The organism is Sphingomonas sp. (assembly GCF_036677245.1).
GTDB lineage: Bacteria > Pseudomonadota > Alphaproteobacteria > Sphingomonadales > Sphingomonadaceae > Allosphingosinicella.
Map to the genome: position 1 here is coordinate 1 of NZ_JAKFCG010000009.1, position 21,306 is coordinate 21,306.

Genomic DNA, 21,306 nt, shown 5'->3' on the forward strand with positions numbered 1-21,306 from the left:
ATGGTGACCCCGACAGGATTCGAACCTGTGGCCCTCAGATTAGGAATCTGATGCTCTATCCTGCTGAGCTACGGGGTCTTCGCGGATTTCCTAGGGTTGCGCCACCGCATGGGTCAACCCTCGGCGCCCTGCGCCTGATCAATTCTCGTCGCCGGGAGCAATGAGCGGAAAGGGAAGCGCCGCGACCTCGATGCCTTCGTCGGCCAGGCTTCGCGTCTCTGCGTCGGTCGCCTTGCCGTAGATCGGCCGCGCCTCGGTCTCGCCGAGGTGGATCGCGCGCGCCTCATCCGCAAAGCGCGTGCCGACATAATCGGCGCTTTCGAGCATTTTCTTCTGCAGCGCCGCCATTGTCGCGAGCATCGTCTTCACCTCGGCGGGGTCGGACGAGACGATGTCCTGCATGGCCGGTTTGGCGGGCCCAGGCGCCCGATTGCCCGCCTGATTGCCCTTGGCGCCGACCCGCGGCGCCATCACGGCCTTCTCGACAGCCTCGGTGCCGCACATCGGGCATTGCACGAGGCCGCGGCGGCGCTGGCTCTCATAATCGTCGCTGGATCCGAACCAGGCCTCGAAGACGTGGCCGTTCGGGCTGCAGCGAAGGTCGAAGACGATCATTTACCGGGATCTCTAGACACGGACTGGGCTGGCAATGCTTCGCCGATGCCTGATCGCCGGCAAGCCGCGACGCACCTCGTCCACCTGCGCGGGATCCACTTCACCAAAACCAATTCCCTGCTCTCCCCCCATGTCGAGCAAGACCTTACCCCAAGGATCGACAATAAGCGAATGGCCGTAGGTCCGGCGGCCATCCTCATGTTCGCCCGACTGCGCCGCGGCGATCACGAATGCGCCCGCCTCGATCGCGCGCGCGCGCAGCAGCACGTGCCAGTGGGCCTCGCCGGTCGGAATTGTGAAGGCGGAGGGGATGCTCAGCAAGGTTGCGCCGGCGTCGCTCAACGCGCGGTAGAGATCGGGAAAGCGCAAATCGTAGCAGATCGACAGGCCGAGCGGCCCGAGCGGCGTGTCGACGATCGTCGTGCTCTCGCCGGGCGCATAAGCGGCGGATTCGCGCCAGCTCTCGCCGCTCGGCAGATCGATGTCGAACAGATGGATCTTGTCGTAGCGGGCGCGGATCTCGCCCTGGTCGTCGATGACGAAGCCGCGGTTGACGAGCCGTTCGTCGGCGCGGCCTTCGTTCAGCGCAAGCGAGCCGAGATGCACCCAGATGCCGCAGCGTCGCGCGGCTTCGCGCACCGCAGCGAGCACCGGATCGCTCGCCTCGTCGCTGATGTGGAGGCGGGCGCGTTTTCGATCCCGGTCGAGCAGGCCGCTCATTTCCGGGGTGAACACTATCGCAGCGCCGCCCACCGCGGCCTGCTCGACCGCCTCGACCAGCGCCCTGGCATTGGCCTGAGGGTCTATGCCCGTCCGCGCCTGGTAGACTGCGACCCTCATCCCGCCGCGAGCAGGGGATCGAGCTGGCCGTTTCGCTCGAGCTCGGCAAGATCATCCGACCCGCCGACATGGCGATCGCCGATGAAGATCTGCGGGACGGTGTGGCGGCCGTTGGCCCGCTCCAGCATCTCGTTTCGCTTCTCACCGCCCATGCTGATGTCGATCTCCTCGTAAGCGACACCCTTGCCGTCGAGAAGCTTCTTGGCGCGCGCGCAATAAGGGCAAAGGAATTTGGTATAGATTTCAACGCGTGGCATGCTCAGCTCCTGTTTGCGGAACGAACTGAGGTTCGTCACCTCGATTGTCAACTTTCGTCCTCGCCAATAACCCGTGCCCAGCAGATTATGTTCACCTGGGCGGCGCCCGCGCGCCGGAGCGCCCGCGCGCAGGCATTGGCGGTGGCCCCGCTGGTATAGACGTCGTCGACGAGCAGGATCGTGCGCCCGGCGACCCGCGGCCTGGTGCGCTCGAGCACGCGGAATGCCCCGCGCACCGCCAAGGCGCGCTCGCGCCGCCCGAGCCCGCGCAGCGACGGAGTGGCCTTCACGCGGCACAGCAGGTCGAGCGCGACCTCGTTCCCGGTGCGTTTGGCCAATGCGGTAGCGATCAGCGCCGACTGATTGTAGCCCCGCCTCCAAATCCGCCAGCGGTGGAGCGGCACCGGCGCCAGCAGAGGCGCCTCCCCCGTTCTGCCGGCCAGCGCCTCGACGTGCCGCTGCATCAAATGCGCGATCGTGTGCGCGACGCCGGGGCGGCGCCCGTATTTGAGCTTGAGCGCGACCCGGCGCGCAACATCACCATAAGCGACCGCTGACCGCAGCCGATCATAATCGGGCGGTGAGGCAAGGCAGGCGGCGCATTCGGCGTCGGCACCGCGATCATGCGCGAAAGGCCGCCCGCAGCGCGTGCAGCAGGGATCGCCGAGAAAGCGGATGCTCTGCCAGCAATCGAGGCAGAAGCGGTGCGGCTCACCAGTCACTGCGCCGCAAGCGGGGCAGCGCGGCGGGAGGGCGAAATCGATCAGCGCCCTGAGGGCGCCGACGGCGCTCGGCATCGCGGCAGGCGGACCCATGCTTGACCTTGTCCATGACAGCGCGGCCCGGCACAAGACCCCCGATGGATGCCGACACCCCGTTCGACCGCCGCTTGCGCCGGCTGCGCCGCGATCGGGCGGAGCCGCGCTTCGCTGGGGCGAATTATCTCCACCGGCTGATGGCGGACGAGCTGCTCGACCGGCTCGCGCTGGTGAAGCGCGATTTTCGCGACGCGCTCGATCTCGGTTGCGCCGACGGCCATCTTTCGCAGCAGCTGAGGAGCCTTGGCCTGACGGTGGCCTGCTCGGACGCCGGATCTCGCTTCGCCGGCCGCTGCGCGCCGAACGGCGTGGCGGTGCAGTGCGACGAGGATCGACCCGCCTTTGGCGACGGCAGCTTCGATCTCATCATGTCGGTCGGTGTGCTCGACAGCGTCAACGACCTCCCCGGCGCGCTGGTGTTGGCGCGCAGGATGCTGCGGCCGGACGGGCTGTTCCTCGCGGCGTTCGTCGGCGCGGGAAGCCTGCCGCGCCTGCGCGCCGCGATGATGGCCGCCGACGCGGTCACCGGCGGAGCCGCCCCGCACATCCACCCCCAGATCGACGTTCGCGCGGCCGGCGACCTGCTGACCCGCGCCGGCTTCGCCCTGCCGGTGGCCGATTCGACGGCGCTGACGGTGCGCTTTCCCGATCTCGCGACTTTGGTGAGCGACCTTCGCGCGACGGCCGCAACCAACATCCTCACGGCGCGCTCGCGCCGCCCGATCCTGCGCGCAGGCCTCGCCGCCGCCGAGGCGGAATTCGCGCGCCACGCCGACCTCGACGGCAAGATCCAGGAGCAGGTCGAGATCATCCATCTCACCGCCTGGGCTCCTGCCCCCGACCAACCCAAGCCGGCCCGGCGCGGCAGCGGCACGACCTCGCTGGCTTCGGTGCTTCGGCCTTCCTGATTGCAAGCCCGCTCGCATGCGAGCCGTGCTTCTACAGAAGAGCGTCGAGCAGCCCGATCAGCGGCTTGTCGGCGGGCGGCATCGCGAGCGAGAACATTTGCTGCGGCCTCACCCAGGTGAGCCCGCTTGCATCGAGCGGACGCGGCGTTCCGCGCCACTTCCGGCAGACATAGAGCAACAGGATCAGATGCGAATCATCGAGCCTGTGGCTCGCGAACGCCGCCGGGGCGAGGCAGGCGCTATCGGTTTCGATGCCCAACTCTTCCTCGAGTTCGCGGATCAGTGCCTCCTCCGGCGTCTCTCCGGGCTCGAGCTTTCCGCCCGGAAACTCCCACAGCCCTGCCATGCTCCTGTTCGGCGCGCGCTGCTGGAGCAGGACACGCCCGTCAGCGTCGACCAAAGCCGCCGCGACCACCATCAACGTGGGCATCAAGGTGGGCATCAAGCCGGGCATCGATGTCGGATTTTTTTCCACTCCGGAGGCCTTTGTTAGGGAATTGGTAACGACACGCCATCTACTGAAATTCTTGGTGGGGTGTACGCGCCCGGATTACGGGGAAGCAGCCGATGCGGCTATTCACGATGTTGAAGCGCGACGAACGCGGCGCGACCGCAGTCGAATATGGACTCATTCTCGCTCTGATCGTGCTGGCCATACTCGGGGCCCTCAGAGGCTTCGCCAACAAATCGATCGGGATGTGGGATAATGTTGCCGTGACGGTGCTCAGCACCTGAAGCGAAGCCGCAAAATCTGAACCCTGGTCGCTCGGGCGCAAGCGCCGAAATCAGCCGATTGCCATATATTTCGCGCGCCGTTCGGCGCGGACCTGATCGCGCGACAGCGGGGCAAGCGCCTCCAGCTCCTCGACCAGCGCGTGCCCGAGCGCCTCCACCGCCTCACCGGGCGTGCGATGCGCGCCTCCCACCGGCTCCGGAACGATCCGATCGACGATACCGAGTTGCCGGAGATCGGTGGCGGTGATCCGCATCGCCTCGGCGGCCTCCGCCGCTTTGTCGGCGGCGCGCCACAGGATCGAGGCGCAGCCTTCCGGCGAGATCACCGCATAGACCGAATGTTCGAGCATCAGCACGCGGTTGGCTGCGGCCAAGGCGATCGCGCCGCCCGACCCTCCCTCGCCGACGATCGCAGCGACCAGCGGCACCGACAGGGACAGGCATTCCTCGGTCGACCGGGCGATCGCCTCGGCCTGGCCGCGTTCCTCCGCCTGCACGCCTGGAAAGGCGCCGGGCGTATCGACCAGGGTCACGACCGGCAAACCGAACCGGTCCGCGAGCTGCATCAGCCTGATCGCCTTGCGATAACCTTCCGGCTTGGCCATGCCGAAATTGTGCCTCAGGCGCCCAGCGGTATCGCCGCCTTTCTCATGCCCGATCAGCATGATCTTGCGGCCGCGAAGCTTGCCCAACCCGCCTATGATCGCCTGATCGTCGCCGAAGCCGCGGTCGCCGGCGAGCGGAACGAAGTCGTCGATGAGCCCGGCGACGTAATCGCGGAAGTGCGGCCGTTCGGGATGACGTGCAACCTGCGTCTTCTGCCAAGGCGTGAGCTTGGCATAGGTGTCCCTGATCAGCTTGTCCGCTTTCGCCTGCAACTTGCCGATCTCGGATTCGATGTTGATCGAACCGGCCTGCGCGGTCTCACGCAATTCGGCGACCCGCGCATCAAGCTCGGCGATCGGCTTTTCGAAGTCGAGGAAAGTAGCCATGAGCCGGGGCGGTTAGGCCCCCTTGGGGCGTAGGTCAACGAGCGGATGGCGGCTGTTGACCAGCTCCACAAGCCTTCGGCTGTCGACGTGGGTGTAGATTTGCGTCGTCGCAATATCGGCATGGCCGAGCAGAAGCTGCAGCGCGCGCAGGTCTGCCCCGCCTTCGAGAAGGTGCGTCGCGAACGCGTGGCGCAGCACGTGGGGGCTGATCCGGTCCGGCGGAATCCCGGCCCCCGCGCCGAGCTCCTTGAGCAGCTGATACAGCCGCACTCTCGTCAGATGCGCCTTTCCCGACGGGAACAGCCATAGCGACGCGCGCGGCACGAGCGCCGTCCATTCGGCAACCGCCGCCTGCGCGCGATCAGAGATCGGGACGAGCCGCTCGCGCCCGCCCTTCCCCTTGAGGATCAGATAGGGCTTCTCTGGCTGCACGGCATGGCGCGGCAGCGAGACCAATTCGGTCGCGCGCAGGCCCGAGCCGTAGAGCAGCTCGACGATCGCTGCGAGACGCAGGTCGGCGGCCGCGTCGCCTTCGCGCTTGCGCCGCTCGAGCTCGGCGAACAGCGCATCGACCGCCGCATGGTCGAGGATCTTGGGAAGCGGCCGCTCGGTGCCCGGTCGCGGCAGCGCCGCCGACGGATCGTCGCTCCGGATCTTCTCGTCGGCGAGGAAGCCGAAGAAGCGCCGCAGCGCCGCCGCCTTGCGCGCCACCGTCGCGCGCTTGAACGGCAGCCATGCCTCGCCAAGGCCTTTCAGGCTCTCGGCGGAGGCGGCGGCGAGCGCGCCGCCCAAAGTCTCGGAGGCGCCGCGAAGATCGCGCTCATAAGCGGCCAGGGTGTTGGGGGCGGCACCCGCTTCGGCTGCCATCATCTCCAGGAAGTCCCCGATCAGCTGCCGATCGTCACCCGCTTCGGGCGGGCGGGCGGGCGAAGAGGGCTGCGGGTCGGCCGCGGCGGGCTCCCGAAGCTTCGGGCGGGTGTCCGCCACCTCCGTCACAGCCGGCTCAGCGCCTCGGCGGCGATCATTCGCGCCTCATAATCGAGCCCGGCAAGGCGCAGCGCCCGGACGATATGGTAGAGATGCTCCGGGGGGACGCCGCGCCAGTCGGCTGTCTGCATCCCCACCGCCGCAAGCAGCGCGACCGTGCCCGGCTGGCGCTTGGCGGCTGCATCGCCGATCATCGCCGTCCAGCCGTTGCCGACGCTGAGGCGAACGCCGAGGTCTTCGGCGAGCGGCGATTGCGCGCCGCCCGGAATACGGCCGAGGCCAGCGAGCGCGGCGACCAGCATCTTGCTGCGGATCTGGTCATTGCTGTCGTCGCGCTTGGCAAAGTCGCGAACCCGGCCGGCGCTGACGTCGACCGAGGCGCGCGGCGTTCCGACCGCGAGCAGCGCCCATGCCCGGTCGCCGTCGCTGCCCATCGCGTCGACGACGTCGGCCCAGCGCGCGGCGCGCTGATCGAGGCCGGCGGCGAGGATCGCGGCGATGATCTTGCCGGCGTCCCCCGCCAGTGCCTCGCTGGCGGGAAGACGCGCCGCCGCACCGCCGGTCAGGATGCGGCGTGCATGCTGCTGCGCCGGCGTCTTGCCATCGTCCCAGAGCTGGCGGAGCGCGCCGACGCGCGCATCGGAATCCTCACCGACATAGGCCTGGCGCAGCCGGCCTCCGACCGAATCCCTGAGTTCCGACGGATCGGTCGTGTCCGCGACCAGGCTGTAGATTTCGACCAAGGCGTCGTGCGAAAAAACGCCAAGGGAGGCCGCGGTGTCGGCGGCGGCGAGGCGCTGCTCGAGGGGAAGCATCGGCGCGCGCGCTTGCCAGGCCTGCATCCGCGGGCCGGCGAGGTTCATCAGCCGTTCGGGAACGACCATCCCGGTCGCGCTCGCCAGCCCGAAGCGCCAGGCGTTGAGGCGATCGACCTCGTCCCACTGGATCGTCACCGCGCGGCGGGTGTTGGTACCCGCACCGATCACTTTCTCGGCCAGCAAGAGATCGATCCCCCGCGCCCGGCTGCGGCGGCGGGCCTGATCGATCATCGCGCTCGCGCGCGCCGCATCGCCGGCGAGCGCAGCGCACATCGCATCGGAAAGCTGCCACACCGGCTCGTCCGAAATGGCCCGGCCCGGCTCGACCAGCGGGCACAAAGCCGCCGGATCGGCGGTCGCAAGCGCGGTCTGGACCGCCACCTCGAACATCTTCGGCGTGAATTGATCGACGTCGACCGCCTGGACCAGCAGCCGCGCACCGTCGGCCTCGCCCATGCGCAGCAAAAGCCAGGCGCGTTCGGCGACCCAGTCGGCCGGCGCCACGCCATGCGGCAGCGGGATGCGCGACAGCAGCGAGCGGCGCAGCAGGATCGAGGCCCAGCGCGAGGCGATCGGCGCGTCGAGCCGGCGCATCAAGGTCGACAGGAAGCGGCCGTCGGTACGCCCGAACTCATCGGCCGGAAGGCCTTTATGCTGGACATCGATCGCGCCGACGACCGCTGTCGAGCGACGCGCCCATTCGGGAAGCTCGAGCGGCTTCGGCGGCTCCTCGAGCGCTTCTTCCTCGCCGAGCAGGGCGCTCCCCACCGGCGGCGTGTCGCCGGTCAGCGGCGGGAGCGGCGATGGCGTGCCGGGCTCGGGCCGCTCGCCGGCGGGCCTGTCGGGCTGGCGCGGGGGCAGCTCATCCGAGCCGAAGCCCGGCGGAAGCAAAGATTCAGGCGCTTCCTGGCTCGCGGCGGGCAGGCCGACGACGAGCAAGGCAACACCTGCAAGCAGGAGGATCTTATTGCGCGAGCGCTTCATTCGTCACGTCCAGTTCGATCCGCGTCGGTGCCACTTCGGTGTCGAGCGTGGACAAAAAGATCGCACCACCGACGAGCAGCAGCAGCAACAGCAGGATGATCAAGGTGGTTCGTGACATTCAACATTCCGTCCGTGGAGGATCGCGGCCTTTTGCCCCACGAGGCGGCACGCTGTATAGCCCCGTCAGCATGACGAGCAGCCTTCCCCCAGTCGACCGGTCGATCGTGCTCGTCGGACTGATGGGCGTCGGCAAAACCACCATCGGACGGCGGCTCGCCAAGCGGCTGCGCCTCGACTTTGTCGATTCCGATAGCGAGATCGAGCTCGCCTGCGGCTGCAGCGTCAGCGAAATTTTCGAGCGGTTCGGCGAACCCAGCTTTCGCGATGGCGAGCGGCGCGTGATCGCCCGCCTGGTCGAGGGGGGGCCAAAGGTCCTCGCGACCGGCGGCGGCGCGTTCATGGATCCCAGGACACGCGCTTTGATCCTCGACCATTGCATCGCAATCTGGCTCGACGCCGATCCGGCCGTGCTCGCCGAGCGGGTCTCCCGCCGCGATTGGAGGCCATTGCTGAAGGACAAGGATCCGCTGGCGGTGCTGCAAAGCCTCGCCGAGATACGCAACCCGGTCTACGCCGAAGCCCATATCCACGTTCGCAGCGAGCCGGCGCCGCATGACAGCGCGGTCGAGCATATCATCGCCGCGCTTGCACGCTGGCAGCAGGATCACCCGCGGCGGGACGGGACGAACCCGGAGAAGGCGTGCCGGTAGACTCGATCCCGGTTTTGACCGGGTCGAGTCTTTTATCTCTTGTTTTCCGTGATTTCCGAGTCGTCAGGTGATTCCACCTGACTTGAAATCATTCTGGCGCTCTTGAACGGCAGGGAACGGCATCCGCTCAGCCGTCGAGTGCATTGTCGGGCCCGAACATCCGCTCCTTGAGCATGTGAAGATCGCCGGACTTGCTCTGGCCGACCAGCCGCTCGATGTCGCGCTGGCGATATTCCTGCTCGACCCGCGCCACTTCCTCTTCGGAGATATCGAAGACCCGCAGCGCTTCCCTCCCCATCAGCACCGCCGATTCGAACACTTCGCGCACCGTTCCGGCGAGATCGGTCTGCGCCAGTTCGATCAGGTGAATGCGGTCGAACGCGCGCACGAACACCGCCGCCTGCGGGAACGCCTCCAATATTCCCTCGAGCCGGCGGCTGGTCGGGTTGGCCTCGTCGATGCAGAACAGCAAGGCGCGCGCATCCGCCGCGCCGGCGAGGCGCAGCAGATCGAGGCGCAGACCGTCGCCGTAATAGACTTTGGCGCCGAAGCTACCGCTGGCCTCGATCTGGCTCGGCTTCGAATCGATCAACGTGACGCTGATGTTCTTGGCCATCAGCATTTGCGCGACGGTCTGGCCGAAGCGGCCGTAGCCGACCACGATCGCACTGGTGGCGACGGACTCCGCCGGTCCTTCCAGGTCGAGCGCCTGGCGGTGCGATGCCCGCCTATCCAGCCAATCGTTGAGCATCATCAGGAACGGCGTCGACGCCATCGAAACGGTGACGATCGCAGCGAACAGGCTGGCGGCGCCGGGTGCGATCAGCCCAGCGCCCTGCGCCGCGGCGAACAGGACGAAGGCAAACTCGCCGCCCTGGCTGAGCAGCAGCCCGAGCTTGAGCGCGCGGCGGCCTTCCATCCCAAACAGCCGCGCAAGCCCGAACAACAGTGCCGCCTTGATCGCGATCAGCGCGGCAGCCATGCCGAGCACGAACCACGGCCTCGTGGCGATCGCATCGAGGTCGAGCATCATGCCGATCGCGACGAAGAACAGGCCGAGCAGGATCGAGCGGAACGGCTCGATGTCGGCCTCGAGTTCGTGCCGATACGGCGAATCGGCGAGCATCACGCCGGCGATGAACGCGCCCAGCGCGGTCGAAAGGTGCAGCGACTCCATCACCGCGGCGCTGGCGAGGACGGTGAACAGGCCGGCGACCACGAACAGCTCGCGCTCGCTCACCCGCCCGACCAGCCGGAACAGGGGATTGATGACGAAGCGGCCGGCGACGACGAGAAAGGCGATCGCGCCGATGGTGTAGAGCGCCAGCAGCCATCCCGGCGGCGCGAGCGGATCGGGCGCGGCCCGCGACAGGGCGGCGATGATCGTAATCAGCGGCACGATCGACAGATCCTGGAAAAGCAGGATCGAGAAAGCACGCTCGCCGGGCGGGGTGTTGATCTCCCCCGACGCCCTGAGGCTGGGCAGCACCTGCGCGGTCGACGACAAGGCCAGCGGCAGCCCGATCGCGATCGCGGCCGCGACGCTGAGCCCGGTCGCGACATAGACGAAGGCGGCGAGCACCACCCCGCTGACCGCGACCTGGAGCAGCCCGAGCCCGAAGATGTCGCGCTTGAGCCGCCACAGCCGCGCCGGATGGAGTTCGAGCCCGACCAGGAACAGCAGCAGGACGATGCCAAAATCGGCGATCGGCAAAATATCCTCGGCGCGCGCGACCAGGCCGAGGCCGTCGGGGCCGATCAGGGCGCCGGCGACGAGATAGCCGAGCACCGCGCCGAGCCCGAAATGGCGGAACAATGCCACGAAGAACATCGCCGCCCCGAGCAGGATCACGCCGTCGCGTAGCACCATGGTCGTGGCTGCGGCGGCGTGCGTCTCCATCAGCCGCCAGCCTGTCCGGCAGCCTCGGCGACGGCCTCGAACGCAAGCAGGATCGAGCGATGCCGTGCCTTGTAGGGCCTCGCCTCGCGGAATATCTCGAGTCCCGGCCAGGTTCCGGGATCGTCCCGCCGGCCGTCGAGGAAGGCCGCCAGCGCGTCGCGCGCGTCCGCCAATTCCTCGTGGCCGCGGCCGATCGCATGCGCGCCCATCAGCGATGCCGAGGCCTGGCCGAGCGCACAGGCGTTCACCTTCTGGCCAAGCTCGGCGATGCGCCCGTTCGGATCGAGCATCACGTCGACGATCACGCGGCTGCCGCAGACCGGGGATCTCTTTTCGACGCTCGCCTGCGCGTTGGCCAGGCGTTGATGATGCGGGATCGAGGCTGCGAGCCGCAGGATATCGCGATTGTAGAGGGCGGTGGTCACAGCCGCGATATAGAGGCGGACGCGCGAGATCGCCACTTCCGGCGCGCGGAAATGATCGACCGGCCGCCGCGCCGACCGATCAGGCGCGGCGCCAACTCGTCCCCGAAGGCGTGTCCTCGAGCAATATGCCTTCCGCTGCCAACGTGGCGCGGATGCGATCCGCCTCGGCGAAATCGCGGCGCTGCTTGGCGGCGGCGCGCTCGTCGATCAGCGCTTCGATCCGGGCATCGCCTGCGCCCTGGAACCATTCGACCGCGCTCGCGCCGAGCAGCCCAAGCAAAGCGGCACTGGCGCGCAACGTCGCAGGGTCGCTGAGCGCGGTCAGCCGCGCCAGTGCAAGCGGCGTGTTGAGATCGTCGGCGATCGCCTCGACGACCGACGGATCCGGGCTGCCAGGTGCGGCATCGCCGCCGACGCGGTAAAGGCGGTCGAGCGTCGCCCGGCTTTGCGCGATCAGCCCCTCGGACCAATCGAGCGGCTGGCGATAATGAGCTGAGAGCAAGGCCAAGCGGAGGACCTCGCCCTTTTGACCCTGTTCGAGCAGTTCGCCGACCGTGACGACATTGCCCAGCGACTTGGACATCTTGTCGATGCCCGCCATGGCGAGAAAGCCGTTGTGCACCCAATAACGGGCGAGCGGCGCGCCGTGATGCGCGCAGCGGCTCTGCGCGATCTCATTCTCGTGGTGCGGAAAGATGAGGTCGAGCCCGCCGCCATGGATGTCGATCGTCTCCCCGAGGTGGGCTTCGATCATCGCCGAGCATTCGATGTGCCAGCCGGGCCGGCCCCTTCCCCACGGGCTGTCCCAGCCGATCACCTCCGGGGGCGACGGCTTCCACAGCACGAAATCGGCGGGGTCCTTCTTGTACGACGCGACCTCGACCCGCGCGCCGGCGACCATCGCCTCGCGATCGCGCCGGCCGAGCGCGCCATAATCAGGGTCGGACGGCACATGGAACAGCACATGGCCGTCAGCCTCATAGGCATGGCCGGCCTCGAGCAGGCGCGCGATCATTGCGATCATCTCGCCGATATGGTCGGTCGCCTTGGGCGCGAGATCGGGCGGACGTACGCCAAGCGCGCCCATATCGTCGAGATAGAGGCGCTCGTAGCGGCGGGTGACCTCTCCCGGGTCGACATTCTCTCGGCGCGCGGCCTCGATGATCTTGTCGTCGACGTCGGTCACGTTGCGCGCATAGACGAGGCTGTCTTCGCCGTAGCGGTGGCGCAGCAGCCGCGCGAGCACGTCGAACACCACCGCAGGCCGCGCATTGCCGATGTGCGCACGATCGTAGACGGTGGGGCCGCAGACATAGAGGGTCACGCGCGCCGGATCCGCGGGCTCGAAGACGCGCTTCTCGCGCGCCATCGTATCGTGAAGCTTGATCTCGCTCACGACTTTGCCGGTGAGGCTTCGGCCTGATCGTTGCCGATCGGGTCAGGCGCGAGCGTGCGCCGCGCCGCGACGAAATCGACGATCGCGCGGCCGCTGGCGTTGAGCAAAGGATAGGTGCGCGATTGCGCCATCCATGCCGGCCGCTCGGCGGCACGGCCGAAGGCGGAATCATAGACCAGGTTAGCGAGCAGATAGAGCAAGGTCGCGCCGATCAGGCCCTTGAGCGCGCCGAAGCCGGCGCCGAGCAGCCGATCGAACGGGCCGATCATCGAAGCCCGGGTGTAGCCGCCGACCCGCCGGGCGATCAGCTTGACCGTGATGAAGACGATGATGAAGATCAGCGCGAACGCGAGCACCATCGCGCCGCCCTTGGTCCCGACCGGGCCGGCAAGCGCGTCGCTGGCCGGCGCGTGCAGCACCTTGAGCGCCACGATCGCTGCCACCCAGGCGAGCAACGACAATATCTCGGTCACGAAGCCCCGCATCCCGCCGAGCAACAGGCCGCCACCGACGAGCAGCAGCACGATGATATCGAGGGCGGTCCAGGCTGCCATTCGGGCTCGCTAGTCGCGGCCCAGCAGATGGTCAACGAGCGCGCCCAAGGTGCGGAAGCCGGTCAGGGCGATCGTCCCCTTCTCTCCCGCCAGCGAAAGCGGAACGAGCGCGCGCTCGAAACCGAGCTTCGCCGATTCCTTGAGCCGCAGCGCGCCATGCGCGACGGGCCGGATCTCGCCCGACAGCGCGACTTCCCCAAACGCAACCGTGTCGGCGGGCACCGGCCGCTCGGCCAAGGCGGAAACCAGCGCGGCAGCGACCGCCAGGTCCGCCGCGGGGTCGCTGATGCGATAGCCGCCGGCGACGTTGAGATAGACTTCGGCGGTCGAGAAGCTCAGCCCGCAGCGGGCCTCGAGCACCGCGAGGATCATCGCGAGGCGCCCGGCATCCCAGCCGACCACCGCGCGCCGCGGCGTCGCGCCGCTCGCGAGGCGGACGGTGAGCGCCTGGATCTCTACCAAGACCGGACGCGTGCCTTCGAGCGCGGGGAAGACGGTCGCGCCCGACACCGCTTCGCCGCGATGGGTGAGGAACAAAGACGAAGGGTTGGCGACTTCCTCGAGGCCGGTCTCGGCCATCGCGAACACGCCGATCTCATCGGTGCCGCCGAAGCGGTTCTTGGTGGCGCGGAGGATGCGGTAGAGGTGGCTGCGCTCGCCTTCGAACGACAGCACCGTATCGACCATATGCTCGAGCACGCGCGGACCGGCGATCGCTCCATCCTTGGTGACATGGCCGACCAGCACCACAGCGGCGCCGCTGTCCTTGGCGAAGCGGATCAGCTCCTGTGCGGAGGCACGCACCTGGCTGACCGTGCCGGGCGCGCCTTCGATCAGATCCGAATGCATCGTCTGGATCGAATCGATCACCACCAAAGCGGGCGGGCTCCCGTCGCCCAAGGTGGTGAGGATGTCGCGCACCGAGGTCGCAGCCGCGAGCTGCAGCGGCGCGGCGCCAAGGCCGAGCCGCCGCGCGCGCAGCCGCACCTGGTCCGCGGCTTCCTCGCCGGAGATGTAGGCGACCGAATGGCCGCGCGCGGCGATCCGGGCCGCCGCCTGGAGCAAAAGGGTGGATTTGCCGATGCCGGGATCGCCACCGATCAATGTCGCCGAGCCGGCGACCAACCCGCCACCCATCGCACGATCGAATTCGGGGATGCCGAGGCTCATCCGTTCAGGAAGCGCGATTTCCGCGTCGAGCCCGACCAAGGTGATCGCGCGCCCTCCCGACCGCAAATTGTGGCGCGCCGAAAAAGGCGTCACGACCGCGCCCGCGTCCTCGACCAATGTGTTCCATTCGGCGCAATCGGCACATTGCCCCTGCCAGCGGCTGCTGACCGAGCCACATGCCTGGCAGACATAGCGTTTTTTCGGTTTTGCCATCACGTCTTCGTTAAAGTTGCTTCGTCTGCGTCGAACCGGTACCGGACCCGTCCTGCCCCTCTGTCATGGCGAACATCATGAGCGGGATGGAGCCGAGCCGGCACGTACGCGTCACGCTCTAGCATCGCCCCCAGAGAAGCAACACTCAACCCGCACTCGACCCTTCGCAAACCGCCCATTCCCGAGCATAGGTTCCCGATGTTCCGCGTCGCCAGCTACAATATGCGCAAGGCCATCGGCACCGACCGCCGGCGCCGTCCGGAGCGCACGATCGAGGTACTCAACGAGCTCGACGCCGACGTCATCGCGCTCCAGGAGGCCGATCGGCGCTTCGGCGAGCGGATCAGCGCGATCCCATTGCATCTGCTCGAGGAGCATAGCGACTACAAGCCGGTCCCACTCGGCGCGAGCGCCGGCAGCCTCGGTTGGCACGGCAACGCCCTGCTCGTGAAGCGGGAAGTCGAGATCGTGCATTGCGAGCGCATCCACCTCCCCTCGCTCGAGCCACGCGGCGCGGTGCTCGCCGATCTGGTCGTGGGCGGAACCGCCGTGCGCGCGATCGGCATGCATCTCGACCTGTCCGGCCTGTGGCGGCGCCGGCAGGCGCACACCATTCTCGCCCAGATCGAGCACGACGACCGCAGCCCGCCGGCGGTGCTGATGGGGGATCTCAACGAATGGAGCGCGCACGGCGGCTGCCTGCGCGACTTCGGCCACCATTTTCGCTTCGCGGAATGCGGGCGCAGCTTCCACGTCCGCCGGCCGATCGTCGCGCTCGACCGGATCATGTTCAACCCGGCGCTGGATGTCGTCGAGAGCGGCGTCCACCAATCGGCAGCGGCGCGCAAGGCGTCGGACCACCTGCCGGTGTGGGCCACGCTCAAGCGAAAATAGATCAGGGCTCAAGCGAAAATAGATCAGGCGGAGAGCAGGCTGCGATGCGATGGAATCGTAGCCTGCTCTGTTGTTTGATGTCGCATTGCTGGTTGCGAAAAGCCGGTACCCACCTTTTCGCTTTATGCTCCAGCGCTCAGGCCGGCGGAATGGTCGCGTTCGCCGCGGTCCGCGTCGGCTGCTCGATCGTGCCGAGCTCCAGCCAGTCGCGCGGCGGCAATTTGTAGAGCATGTCCATCACCTCGAACTCGAGGCCGCCGGGCTGGTTGGTCGAGGAGTTCCACATGGCGACGACGCCGGTCTTGAGCTTCGGATCAAACAGGATCAGCGAACGATAGCCGGTCACGCCACCACGATGGCCGACGATCGTATGGCCGGCATAATCGTAGATCCGCCAGCCGAGGCCGTAATCGGCCCTGTCGAGCCGCTCGCGGAACTTGCGCAGCCGTCCAAGCTCGCCCGGCGTCTTGATCCGCGGCTCCTGGACGTTCTCGAGGACCTTGGGCGGAAGCACGGCCGGGTCGGTGCCCAACTGCGCCTGCAGCCAGATCGCGAGGTCCTTGATCGAAGAATTGACGCCCCCGGCCGCCGGGACGCGATAATAAGAATCGGTGACGGCGACCGGCTTGCCGCGCTTGCCGGCCCTGTGCGGGCGTGCCCAGCTCGGCGCGCCCTCGAGCCCGGCGCGCGTGACGCTCGCCGAGGTCATGCCGAGCGGAAGAAACAATTGAGTGCGCAGCGCCTGCTGATAGCTCTCGCCGGTGACTTTCTCGACCACCTCGGTGGCCGCGTCATAAGCGACATTCTGATAGGCGTGGCATTGACCGGGAGCGCAGATCGCATTGAGCGCGCCGAGCGTGCCGCGCAGATATTTGGGGTCGCCGCCATCTTCGAGCAGCGCCTCGTTGGCATGGGAGAATAGCCCGAGCCGGTGCGAGAGCACATCGATGATCGTCGCCCGATGCTCGTTGCCGCCCGGCAGGCGCAGCGACTGCGAATAATTGGCGATCGGCTCGTAAAGCGAAAGCCGCCGTTCCTCGGCGAGCTTGGCGACCATGTTCGCCGCGACGCCTTTCGACAGCGACGCCCAGCGGAAGACTGTAGACGTCGTCACCGGATCACCGCTGCCGGCGACCGTTTCGCCATAGCCTTTGAGGAAGCGGATTTCGCCGTCCTCGACGATGCCGACCGCCAGGCCGACCATCGTATCCTCCAGCGCGAGCTGCTGCAGCCGCGCATCGAGCAGGCGATAGTCGATCGTCGTCGCGCGGCGCTGCGCTTCGGAAATCTGGATGCCTTGGGCCGGCGGTGCCGCGACACTCGCCGTCGGACCGCCGCCACTCAGCGATCCGCCGGATGCGCCAATGATGAACAGCCCAAGCACCAGCGCGGCGACCGAAGCCGAAGCGATCCGCGCCTTCAGCGTGCCTCTCCCCGGCGCAGGCTTCGCTCACGCAAGACGATCTCGCTTCCGATGCGAGGATGAAGCCCGACAGGCCTGAACATGCTCAACTCTTTCGCCCCCATGGTAAAAATTCAGTAAGCGGCGTGGCCCGCTTTGGGAAGAGCCGGCTCGGGGGCTCGCCTCGGCTTCCCGTGAACTCGACACGCCTCGTCGTTCCTGCCACGCTCGCGCTGGAACTTTTAACCACGGCCGCCTCGATCTGGGCTGGCCGCGGGTTATGGTAGAGCTTAGAACCGAAGCGTCTGGAGGCGATGGAATGCAGTTCCTCAAAACTCTGTTCTGGGTCGCGCTCGCGGTGGTCCTTGTCCTGTTCGCACGCGCCAATTGGGTGGCGGTGACGGTCAAATTATGGGGCGGGCTCGAAGCCGACATAAAGCTTCCGGTGCTGGTCTTCGCCGCTTTCCTGGTCGGATGCGTCCCGACCCTCATCCTCTACCGCGCGCGCTTGTGGTCGCTGCGCAGGCGCTTCGAGACGCAGGAGCGCAATCTGGCCGCGCTGCAGGGCGTTCCGGTTGCGCCGACGAATGTCGACGACCGCGCGGCGACGGAGCCGATCGATCACAAGACGATTGCCCGCGGCACGGTCTCGCCAGCGTCATGAAAAGCCCGATCTTCGTTGCCATCGACACACCCGATCTCGAGCGCGCCAAGGCCATCGCCGCGCAGGTGCGCAACCACGTCGGCGGCCTCAAGCTCGGACTTGAATTCTTCGCCGCCAACGGCCGCCACGGCGTCAAGGAGATGGCGGAGCTCGGCCTGCCGATCTTCCTCGACCTGAAGTTCCACGACATCCCGAACACGGTCGGAAAGGCGATCCAGGCGCTGCGGCCGCTCAAGCCGGCGATCCTGACCGTCCACGCCGCCGGCGGGCGGGCGATGCTCGAAGACGCCAAGGCCGCCGCGCCCCAGGGCACCAAGGTGGTCGGCGTGACCGTGCTCACCAGCCTCGACCAGGGCGATCTCGCCTCGATCGGAGTCGGCGGCGATCCGCACGCCCAGGTCGAGCGGCTGACCACCCTGGCGCGCGAAGGTGGGCTCGACGGCGTGGTCTGCTCGGGAGGCGAGGTCGCGGCGGCGCGCGCCTTGTGGCCCGACGGCTTCTTCGTCGTTCCGGGCGTTCGCCCATCCAACAGCCACGCCGGCGACCAGAAACGGGTGATGACGCCGCGCGCCGCGCTCGATGCCGGAGCGTCGATCCTGGTGGTCGGACGGCCGATCACGCAGGCCAGCGACCCCGACAAGGCCGCGCGGGCGATCGAGGCGACGCTCTAGTCTCGACCTGGCGTGTGTCGCAAGGCCAGCAGACTCGGGGCAAATTGGCGCCATCCACGGTAGACAAATAGGCCGTCCGGCTTAAAGCGGCGGCGGAAGGAGACGCGCATGAGCTGGCTCACCCGGGTTCGCCAAAAGATCCCGTTCCTCCCCAAGCGCGAGACGCCGGACAATCTCTGGCACAAGTGCAACAATTGCGAAGCGATGATCTTCACCCGCGAATGGGAGGAGAATCGCTTCGTCTGCCCGCGCTGCAATCATCACGACCGCATCGGGCCGCGCCTGCGCTTCGACCAGATCATGGACCCGGGCTTCTCGCTGCTGCCGCCGCCGACCGTCCGCGAAGACCCGCTCAAGTTCCGCGACAGCAAGCGCTATGTCGACCGCCTCAAGGTCGCTCGCCAGCAGACCGGCGAGCCCGACGCATTGCTCAACGCGCGTGGCTCGATCGAGGGGCTGAAGGCGGTCGTCGGCGTCCAGGATTTCGCCTTCATGGGCGGCTCGATGGGACTCGGCGTCGGCGCCTCTTTCGTCGCCGGGGTCCACGCCGCGATCGAGGCGCGCTGCCCCTATATCATCTTCACCGCCGCGGGCGGCGCGCGCATGCAGGAAGGCATCATGTCGCTGATGCAGATGCCGAAGACCACCGTGGCCATCGCCCAGCTCAAGGAAGCCGGCCTCCCCTATATCGTCGTGCTCACCGATCCCACGACCGGCGGAGTCACCGCTTCCTATGCGATGCTTGGCGACGTGCAGCTCGCCGAGCCGGGCGCGCTGATCGGATTTGCCGGCCAGCGCGTGATCGAATCGACGATCCGCGAGAAATTGCCCGAAGGCTTCCAGCGCGCCGAATATCTGCTTGAGCACGGCATGATCGACATGGTCGTCCACCGCCACGATCTTCGCGAGCGCCTTGCCCAGCTGATCGGTTATCTCACATCTGAGAAAGCGGCCGCGTGACCCCTCGCTCTCCCGGCGGACGGGAGGGAGGCGGTGGCTGATCATGCCACATCCGCCAGCGCCGCGGTCCAGCATCAGCTCGATCGGCTCGGGGCGCTCGCCCCGGCCGGCGACGTGCTTGGCCTCGAGCGGATCTCCGCTTTGCTCGATCGGCTCGGCTCGCCGGAACGGCAGCTGCCGCCGGTCTTCCATGTCGCCGGGACCAACGGCAAGGGCTCGACCTGCGCCTTCCTGCGCGCCGCGATCGAGGCCGAAGGGCTCACCGCCCACGTCTATTCGAGTCCGCACCTCGTCCGCTTCAACGAGCGTATCCGCCTCGCGGGCAAGCTGATCGACGACGATCTGCTCGCCGCGCTTCTCGCCGAAACGCTCAACGCCGCCGGCGACATCCGCCCAAGCTTCTTCGAGGCGACGACTGCGGCGGCGCTGCTCGCCTTCTCCCGGATCCCGGCGGATGCCTGTATCGTCGAGGTCGGGCTCGGCGGGCGGCTCGACGCGACCAACGTCATCGCTTCGCCGGCGATCTGCGGCATCGCGCAGCTCGGCCTCGACCATCAATCGTTCCTCGGCACGACGATCGAGGCGATCTCAGCCGAGAAGGCCGGCATCGCCAAGCGCGACGTGCCGCTCGTCACCCAATATTATCCCGCACGGATCGGCAATGTCATCGGCGAAGCGGCCGCGAGGGCCGGCGCGCCGTGGCTCCCGCGCGGCGGCAGCTGGGATGCCGCCGCTTATCAGCAGAAGCTCCATTATCGCGACAAAGCCGGCCGGATCGAGCTTCCGCTGCCGCGGCTGCACGGCGCGCACCAGGCGATGAACGCCGCCCTGGCGATCGCCATGCTGCGCCACCAGGACGCCGTGCACGTGCGCGATTCGGCGCTGCGCGCGGCGATGGGGTGGGCGGAATGGCCGGCGCGGCTGCAACGCCTCACCGATGGGCCGCTGCACGCCATATTGGCGCCGGGGTCGGAGCTGTGGCTCGACGGCGGCCACAATCCGGCGGCGGCGCGCGCGATCGCCGATTTCTTCCGCGGGCATGTGCCCGCGCGCCGGCCGTTCCACATCATCCTCGGGCTGCTCGAGACCAAGGATGCGACCGGCCTGCTCAAGCCGTTCCGCAACCGCTCAATCACCGTCCACGCGATCCCGGTTCCGGGCCATGCCCATCATCCGCCTGCGATGCTTGCCGCCAAGGCGCAGGAGGCTGGCCTCACCGCGCTCACCGCGACCAGCGCCGAAGACGCGCTGAGCTGGATCGCCCGCCACGCCGACCGCGGACAGCCGCCGATCGTGCTGATCCTCGGCTCGCTTTACCTGGCGGGGGAAGTCCTCGCGAAAAACGACCAAGCGCCGGTCTAGAGTGATTTCAAGTCAGGTGGAATCACCTGACGACTCGGAAATCACGGAAAACAAAAGGAGTTTAGACTCAATTCCGGTTCAATCGGCCGGGATTGAGTCTAGACCGTGCGTATCTCCGACAGTGTGCGCTCCGCCCAATCGTACATTTGCGCTTCGCTCGCCCGCTGATCGCGATCGATCAGTTTCACGCGGCGCTGAACCTCTTCGAGAACCGGTTCCGCTTCATGAGCCCGTCCCAGCTTGATCAGCAGCTGGGCCATCCGGCATTGCGCTTCGCCGCCGGGGAGCCGTCGGCCGATATCCTCATAAAGGGCGAGCGCTTTCTCATTCTCACCCACTTCCTGATAGGCGCGGGCGAGATACAGGCTGGCCCGGTCATTCTCGCTCGCCGCGCCCGAGGCCGGCAGCGCTTCAAGCAGCCTGCGGGCCTCGGCGGGATTTCCTCCCTCCAGAGTGGCCCGCGCCAGTTTGAACTGCGTCGTCCGATCGGGCAAGGGAGCCATGCGCAAGGCGGCTTCATATTGGCGAAGAGCTTCGGGATAAGCCTCGATCTCGACCAGTGCGTCGCCCAGCGCGATGCGGTTGGCCGCAGTATCCGCCACGGCCAACGCCTCGCGGGCGATCCGCACGTCGCGTTCCGGATCGAGCGTGCGGATCGCGGCGCTTTTCAGCCTGCGCGCCTGCCTGCTGTTCGAATATTGCGGCAGGATCTCCAGGATCGCGTAAGCGAAACAGCCGGGCAGCGAGAGGAAGACGATGATCGTCAACCAAAGGCGGTTCGCCCCGCTGCGCATGCAATGGATCGCGCAAAGCACCTGAATGACGATCGACAAGCCAATCAGATGCATCGATCGAATCCACGCAATGCACGGATCTTCATGCGCATAACACCCCCCGGTCGCCGCTCATTGGCGGGGATGCTATCAGCTGATTGACGAACGACCTAATATTTCGTCGGTTGTTCGGACGAA

24 protein-coding genes and 1 tRNA gene are annotated in these 21,306 nt (G+C 67.4%); 8 read left to right on the forward strand and 17 right to left on the reverse strand.

All coding sequences use genetic code 11. The annotated features are described in order from the left end of the window. Position 1: 1 nt before the first annotated feature. The 5 genes from V6M48_RS00875 to V6M48_RS00895 form a co-directional block, all read right to left on the reverse strand. Positions 2 to 78, reverse strand: a tRNA-Arg gene (locus V6M48_RS00875). A 60-nt stretch (positions 79 to 138) separates the two neighbouring features. Further along, positions 139 to 615 carry a DUF1178 family protein gene (locus V6M48_RS00880; RefSeq protein ID WP_332810629.1) on the reverse strand — a complete coding sequence of 159 codons (477 nt, stop codon included), beginning with the start codon at positions 613 to 615 and terminating at the stop codon, positions 139 to 141. 12 nt (positions 616 to 627) lie between these two features. After that, entirely contained in the window at positions 628 to 1,455 is an 828-nt protein-coding gene (locus V6M48_RS00885; protein WP_332810630.1) for a carbon-nitrogen hydrolase family protein, read from the reverse strand. Beyond that, complete coding sequence (gene grxC / locus V6M48_RS00890; protein ID WP_332810631.1) at positions 1,452 to 1,712, reverse strand: glutaredoxin 3; 261 nt, start codon at positions 1,710 to 1,712, stop codon at positions 1,452 to 1,454. Before grxC ends, V6M48_RS00885 begins: the two co-directional genes overlap by 4 nt. A gap of 47 nt (positions 1,713 to 1,759) precedes the next feature. After that, complete coding sequence (locus V6M48_RS00895) at positions 1,760 to 2,527, reverse strand: ComF family protein (protein WP_332810632.1); 768 nt, start codon at positions 2,525 to 2,527, stop codon at positions 1,760 to 1,762. Positions 2,528 to 2,571: 44 nt separating this feature from the next. On the opposite strand from V6M48_RS00895, the gene V6M48_RS00900 reads away from it, so the two are divergent. After that, entirely contained in the window at positions 2,572 to 3,438 is an 867-nt protein-coding gene (locus V6M48_RS00900) for a class I SAM-dependent methyltransferase (RefSeq protein WP_332810633.1), read from the forward strand. Between the two features lie 31 nt (positions 3,439 to 3,469). Here the strand turns inward: V6M48_RS00900 and V6M48_RS00905 are convergent, their stop codons facing one another. Beyond that, positions 3,470 to 3,892: a (deoxy)nucleoside triphosphate pyrophosphohydrolase gene (locus V6M48_RS00905; protein WP_332810634.1), complete on the reverse strand. Its 423-nt coding sequence runs from the start codon at positions 3,890 to 3,892 to the stop codon at positions 3,470 to 3,472. Between the two features lie 113 nt (positions 3,893 to 4,005). Between V6M48_RS00905 and V6M48_RS00910 the strand changes: the two genes are divergently transcribed. After that, a complete protein-coding gene (locus tag V6M48_RS00910; protein ID WP_332810635.1) occupies positions 4,006 to 4,173 on the forward strand; it encodes a Flp family type IVb pilin in 168 nt (55 codons plus the stop codon). A gap of 50 nt (positions 4,174 to 4,223) precedes the next feature. Here V6M48_RS00910 and V6M48_RS00915 read toward each other — a convergent pair whose 3' ends face one another. From V6M48_RS00915 to V6M48_RS00930, 4 genes are all read right to left on the reverse strand, one after another. Further along, positions 4,224 to 5,165, reverse strand: a complete 942-nt coding sequence (locus V6M48_RS00915; RefSeq protein ID WP_332810636.1) for an acetyl-CoA carboxylase carboxyltransferase subunit alpha — start codon at positions 5,163 to 5,165, stop codon at positions 4,224 to 4,226. A gap of 12 nt (positions 5,166 to 5,177) precedes the next feature. Next, entirely contained in the window at positions 5,178 to 6,035 is an 858-nt protein-coding gene (locus tag V6M48_RS00920; protein ID WP_332810657.1) for a tyrosine-type recombinase/integrase, read from the reverse strand. Positions 6,036 to 6,157: 122 nt separating this feature from the next. Beyond that, the gene (locus V6M48_RS00925) at positions 6,158 to 7,954 is read right to left on the reverse strand and encodes a hypothetical protein (protein WP_332810637.1); all 1,797 of its coding nucleotides are present in this window, start codon (positions 7,952 to 7,954) and stop codon (positions 6,158 to 6,160) included. After that, a complete protein-coding gene (locus V6M48_RS00930) occupies positions 7,935 to 8,072 on the reverse strand; it encodes a hypothetical protein (RefSeq protein WP_332810638.1) in 138 nt (45 codons plus the stop codon). Before V6M48_RS00930 ends, V6M48_RS00925 begins: the two co-directional genes overlap by 20 nt. A 70-nt stretch (positions 8,073 to 8,142) precedes the next feature. Here V6M48_RS00930 and V6M48_RS00935 point away from each other — a divergent pair, with 70 nt between their 5' ends. After that, the gene (locus V6M48_RS00935) at positions 8,143 to 8,724 is read left to right on the forward strand and encodes a shikimate kinase (protein WP_332810639.1); all 582 of its coding nucleotides are present in this window, start codon (positions 8,143 to 8,145) and stop codon (positions 8,722 to 8,724) included. Between the two features lie 127 nt (positions 8,725 to 8,851). On the opposite strand, the gene V6M48_RS00940 is transcribed toward V6M48_RS00935, so the two are convergent. From V6M48_RS00940 to radA, 5 genes are all read right to left on the reverse strand, one after another. Next, complete coding sequence (locus tag V6M48_RS00940) at positions 8,852 to 10,624, reverse strand: cation:proton antiporter domain-containing protein (protein WP_332810640.1); 1,773 nt, start codon at positions 10,622 to 10,624, stop codon at positions 8,852 to 8,854. Continuing rightward, positions 10,624 to 11,049, reverse strand: coding sequence for an iron-sulfur cluster assembly scaffold protein (locus V6M48_RS00945; protein ID WP_332810658.1), 426 nt, complete (start codon positions 11,047 to 11,049; stop codon positions 10,624 to 10,626). Before V6M48_RS00945 ends, V6M48_RS00940 begins: the two co-directional genes overlap by 1 nt. Before the next feature lie 79 nt (positions 11,050 to 11,128). Then, on the reverse strand, positions 11,129 to 12,445 hold the full coding sequence (cysS, locus tag V6M48_RS00950; protein ID WP_332810641.1) for a cysteine--tRNA ligase: 1,317 nt from the start codon (positions 12,443 to 12,445) through the stop codon (positions 11,129 to 11,131). Beyond that, positions 12,442 to 12,999 (reverse strand): CvpA family protein, encoded by a 558-nt coding sequence (locus tag V6M48_RS00955; RefSeq protein WP_332810642.1) that lies wholly within the window; start codon positions 12,997 to 12,999, stop codon positions 12,442 to 12,444. Before V6M48_RS00955 ends, cysS begins: the two co-directional genes overlap by 4 nt. A gap of 9 nt (positions 13,000 to 13,008) precedes the next feature. Continuing rightward, entirely contained in the window at positions 13,009 to 14,382 is a 1,374-nt protein-coding gene (radA, locus tag V6M48_RS00960; protein WP_332810643.1) for a DNA repair protein RadA, read from the reverse strand. A 198-nt stretch (positions 14,383 to 14,580) separates the two neighbouring features. On the opposite strand from radA, the gene V6M48_RS00965 reads away from it, so the two are divergent. Continuing rightward, positions 14,581 to 15,276, forward strand: a complete 696-nt coding sequence (locus V6M48_RS00965) for an endonuclease/exonuclease/phosphatase family protein (protein ID WP_332810644.1) — start codon at positions 14,581 to 14,583, stop codon at positions 15,274 to 15,276. Between the two features lie 136 nt (positions 15,277 to 15,412). Here the strand turns inward: V6M48_RS00965 and V6M48_RS00970 are convergent, their stop codons facing one another. Next, positions 15,413 to 16,660, reverse strand: coding sequence for a serine hydrolase domain-containing protein (locus V6M48_RS00970; RefSeq protein ID WP_332810645.1), 1,248 nt, complete (start codon positions 16,658 to 16,660; stop codon positions 15,413 to 15,415). A 337-nt stretch (positions 16,661 to 16,997) separates the two neighbouring features. On the opposite strand from V6M48_RS00970, the gene V6M48_RS00975 reads away from it, so the two are divergent. The 4 genes from V6M48_RS00975 (at position 16,998) to V6M48_RS00990 (ending at position 20,335) form a co-directional block, all read left to right on the forward strand. Further along, positions 16,998 to 17,342 carry a hypothetical protein gene (locus V6M48_RS00975; RefSeq protein WP_332810646.1) on the forward strand — a complete coding sequence of 115 codons (345 nt, stop codon included), beginning with the start codon at positions 16,998 to 17,000 and terminating at the stop codon, positions 17,340 to 17,342. Beyond that, complete coding sequence (gene pyrF / locus V6M48_RS00980) at positions 17,339 to 18,013, forward strand: orotidine-5'-phosphate decarboxylase (protein WP_332810647.1); 675 nt, start codon at positions 17,339 to 17,341, stop codon at positions 18,011 to 18,013. The genes V6M48_RS00975 and pyrF overlap by 4 nt, the downstream gene beginning before the upstream one ends. 108 nt (positions 18,014 to 18,121) lie before the next feature. After that, on the forward strand, positions 18,122 to 18,973 hold the full coding sequence (gene accD / locus V6M48_RS00985) for an acetyl-CoA carboxylase, carboxyltransferase subunit beta (RefSeq protein WP_332810648.1): 852 nt from the start codon (positions 18,122 to 18,124) through the stop codon (positions 18,971 to 18,973). A 33-nt stretch (positions 18,974 to 19,006) separates the two neighbouring features. Then, complete coding sequence (locus V6M48_RS00990) at positions 19,007 to 20,335, forward strand: bifunctional folylpolyglutamate synthase/dihydrofolate synthase (protein ID WP_332810649.1); 1,329 nt, start codon at positions 19,007 to 19,009, stop codon at positions 20,333 to 20,335. Positions 20,336 to 20,433: 98 nt separating this feature from the next. Here V6M48_RS00990 and V6M48_RS00995 read toward each other — a convergent pair whose 3' ends face one another. Further along, on the reverse strand, positions 20,434 to 21,183 hold the full coding sequence (locus tag V6M48_RS00995; RefSeq protein WP_332810650.1) for a tetratricopeptide repeat protein: 750 nt from the start codon (positions 21,181 to 21,183) through the stop codon (positions 20,434 to 20,436). Positions 21,184 to 21,306: the final 123 nt, after the last annotated feature.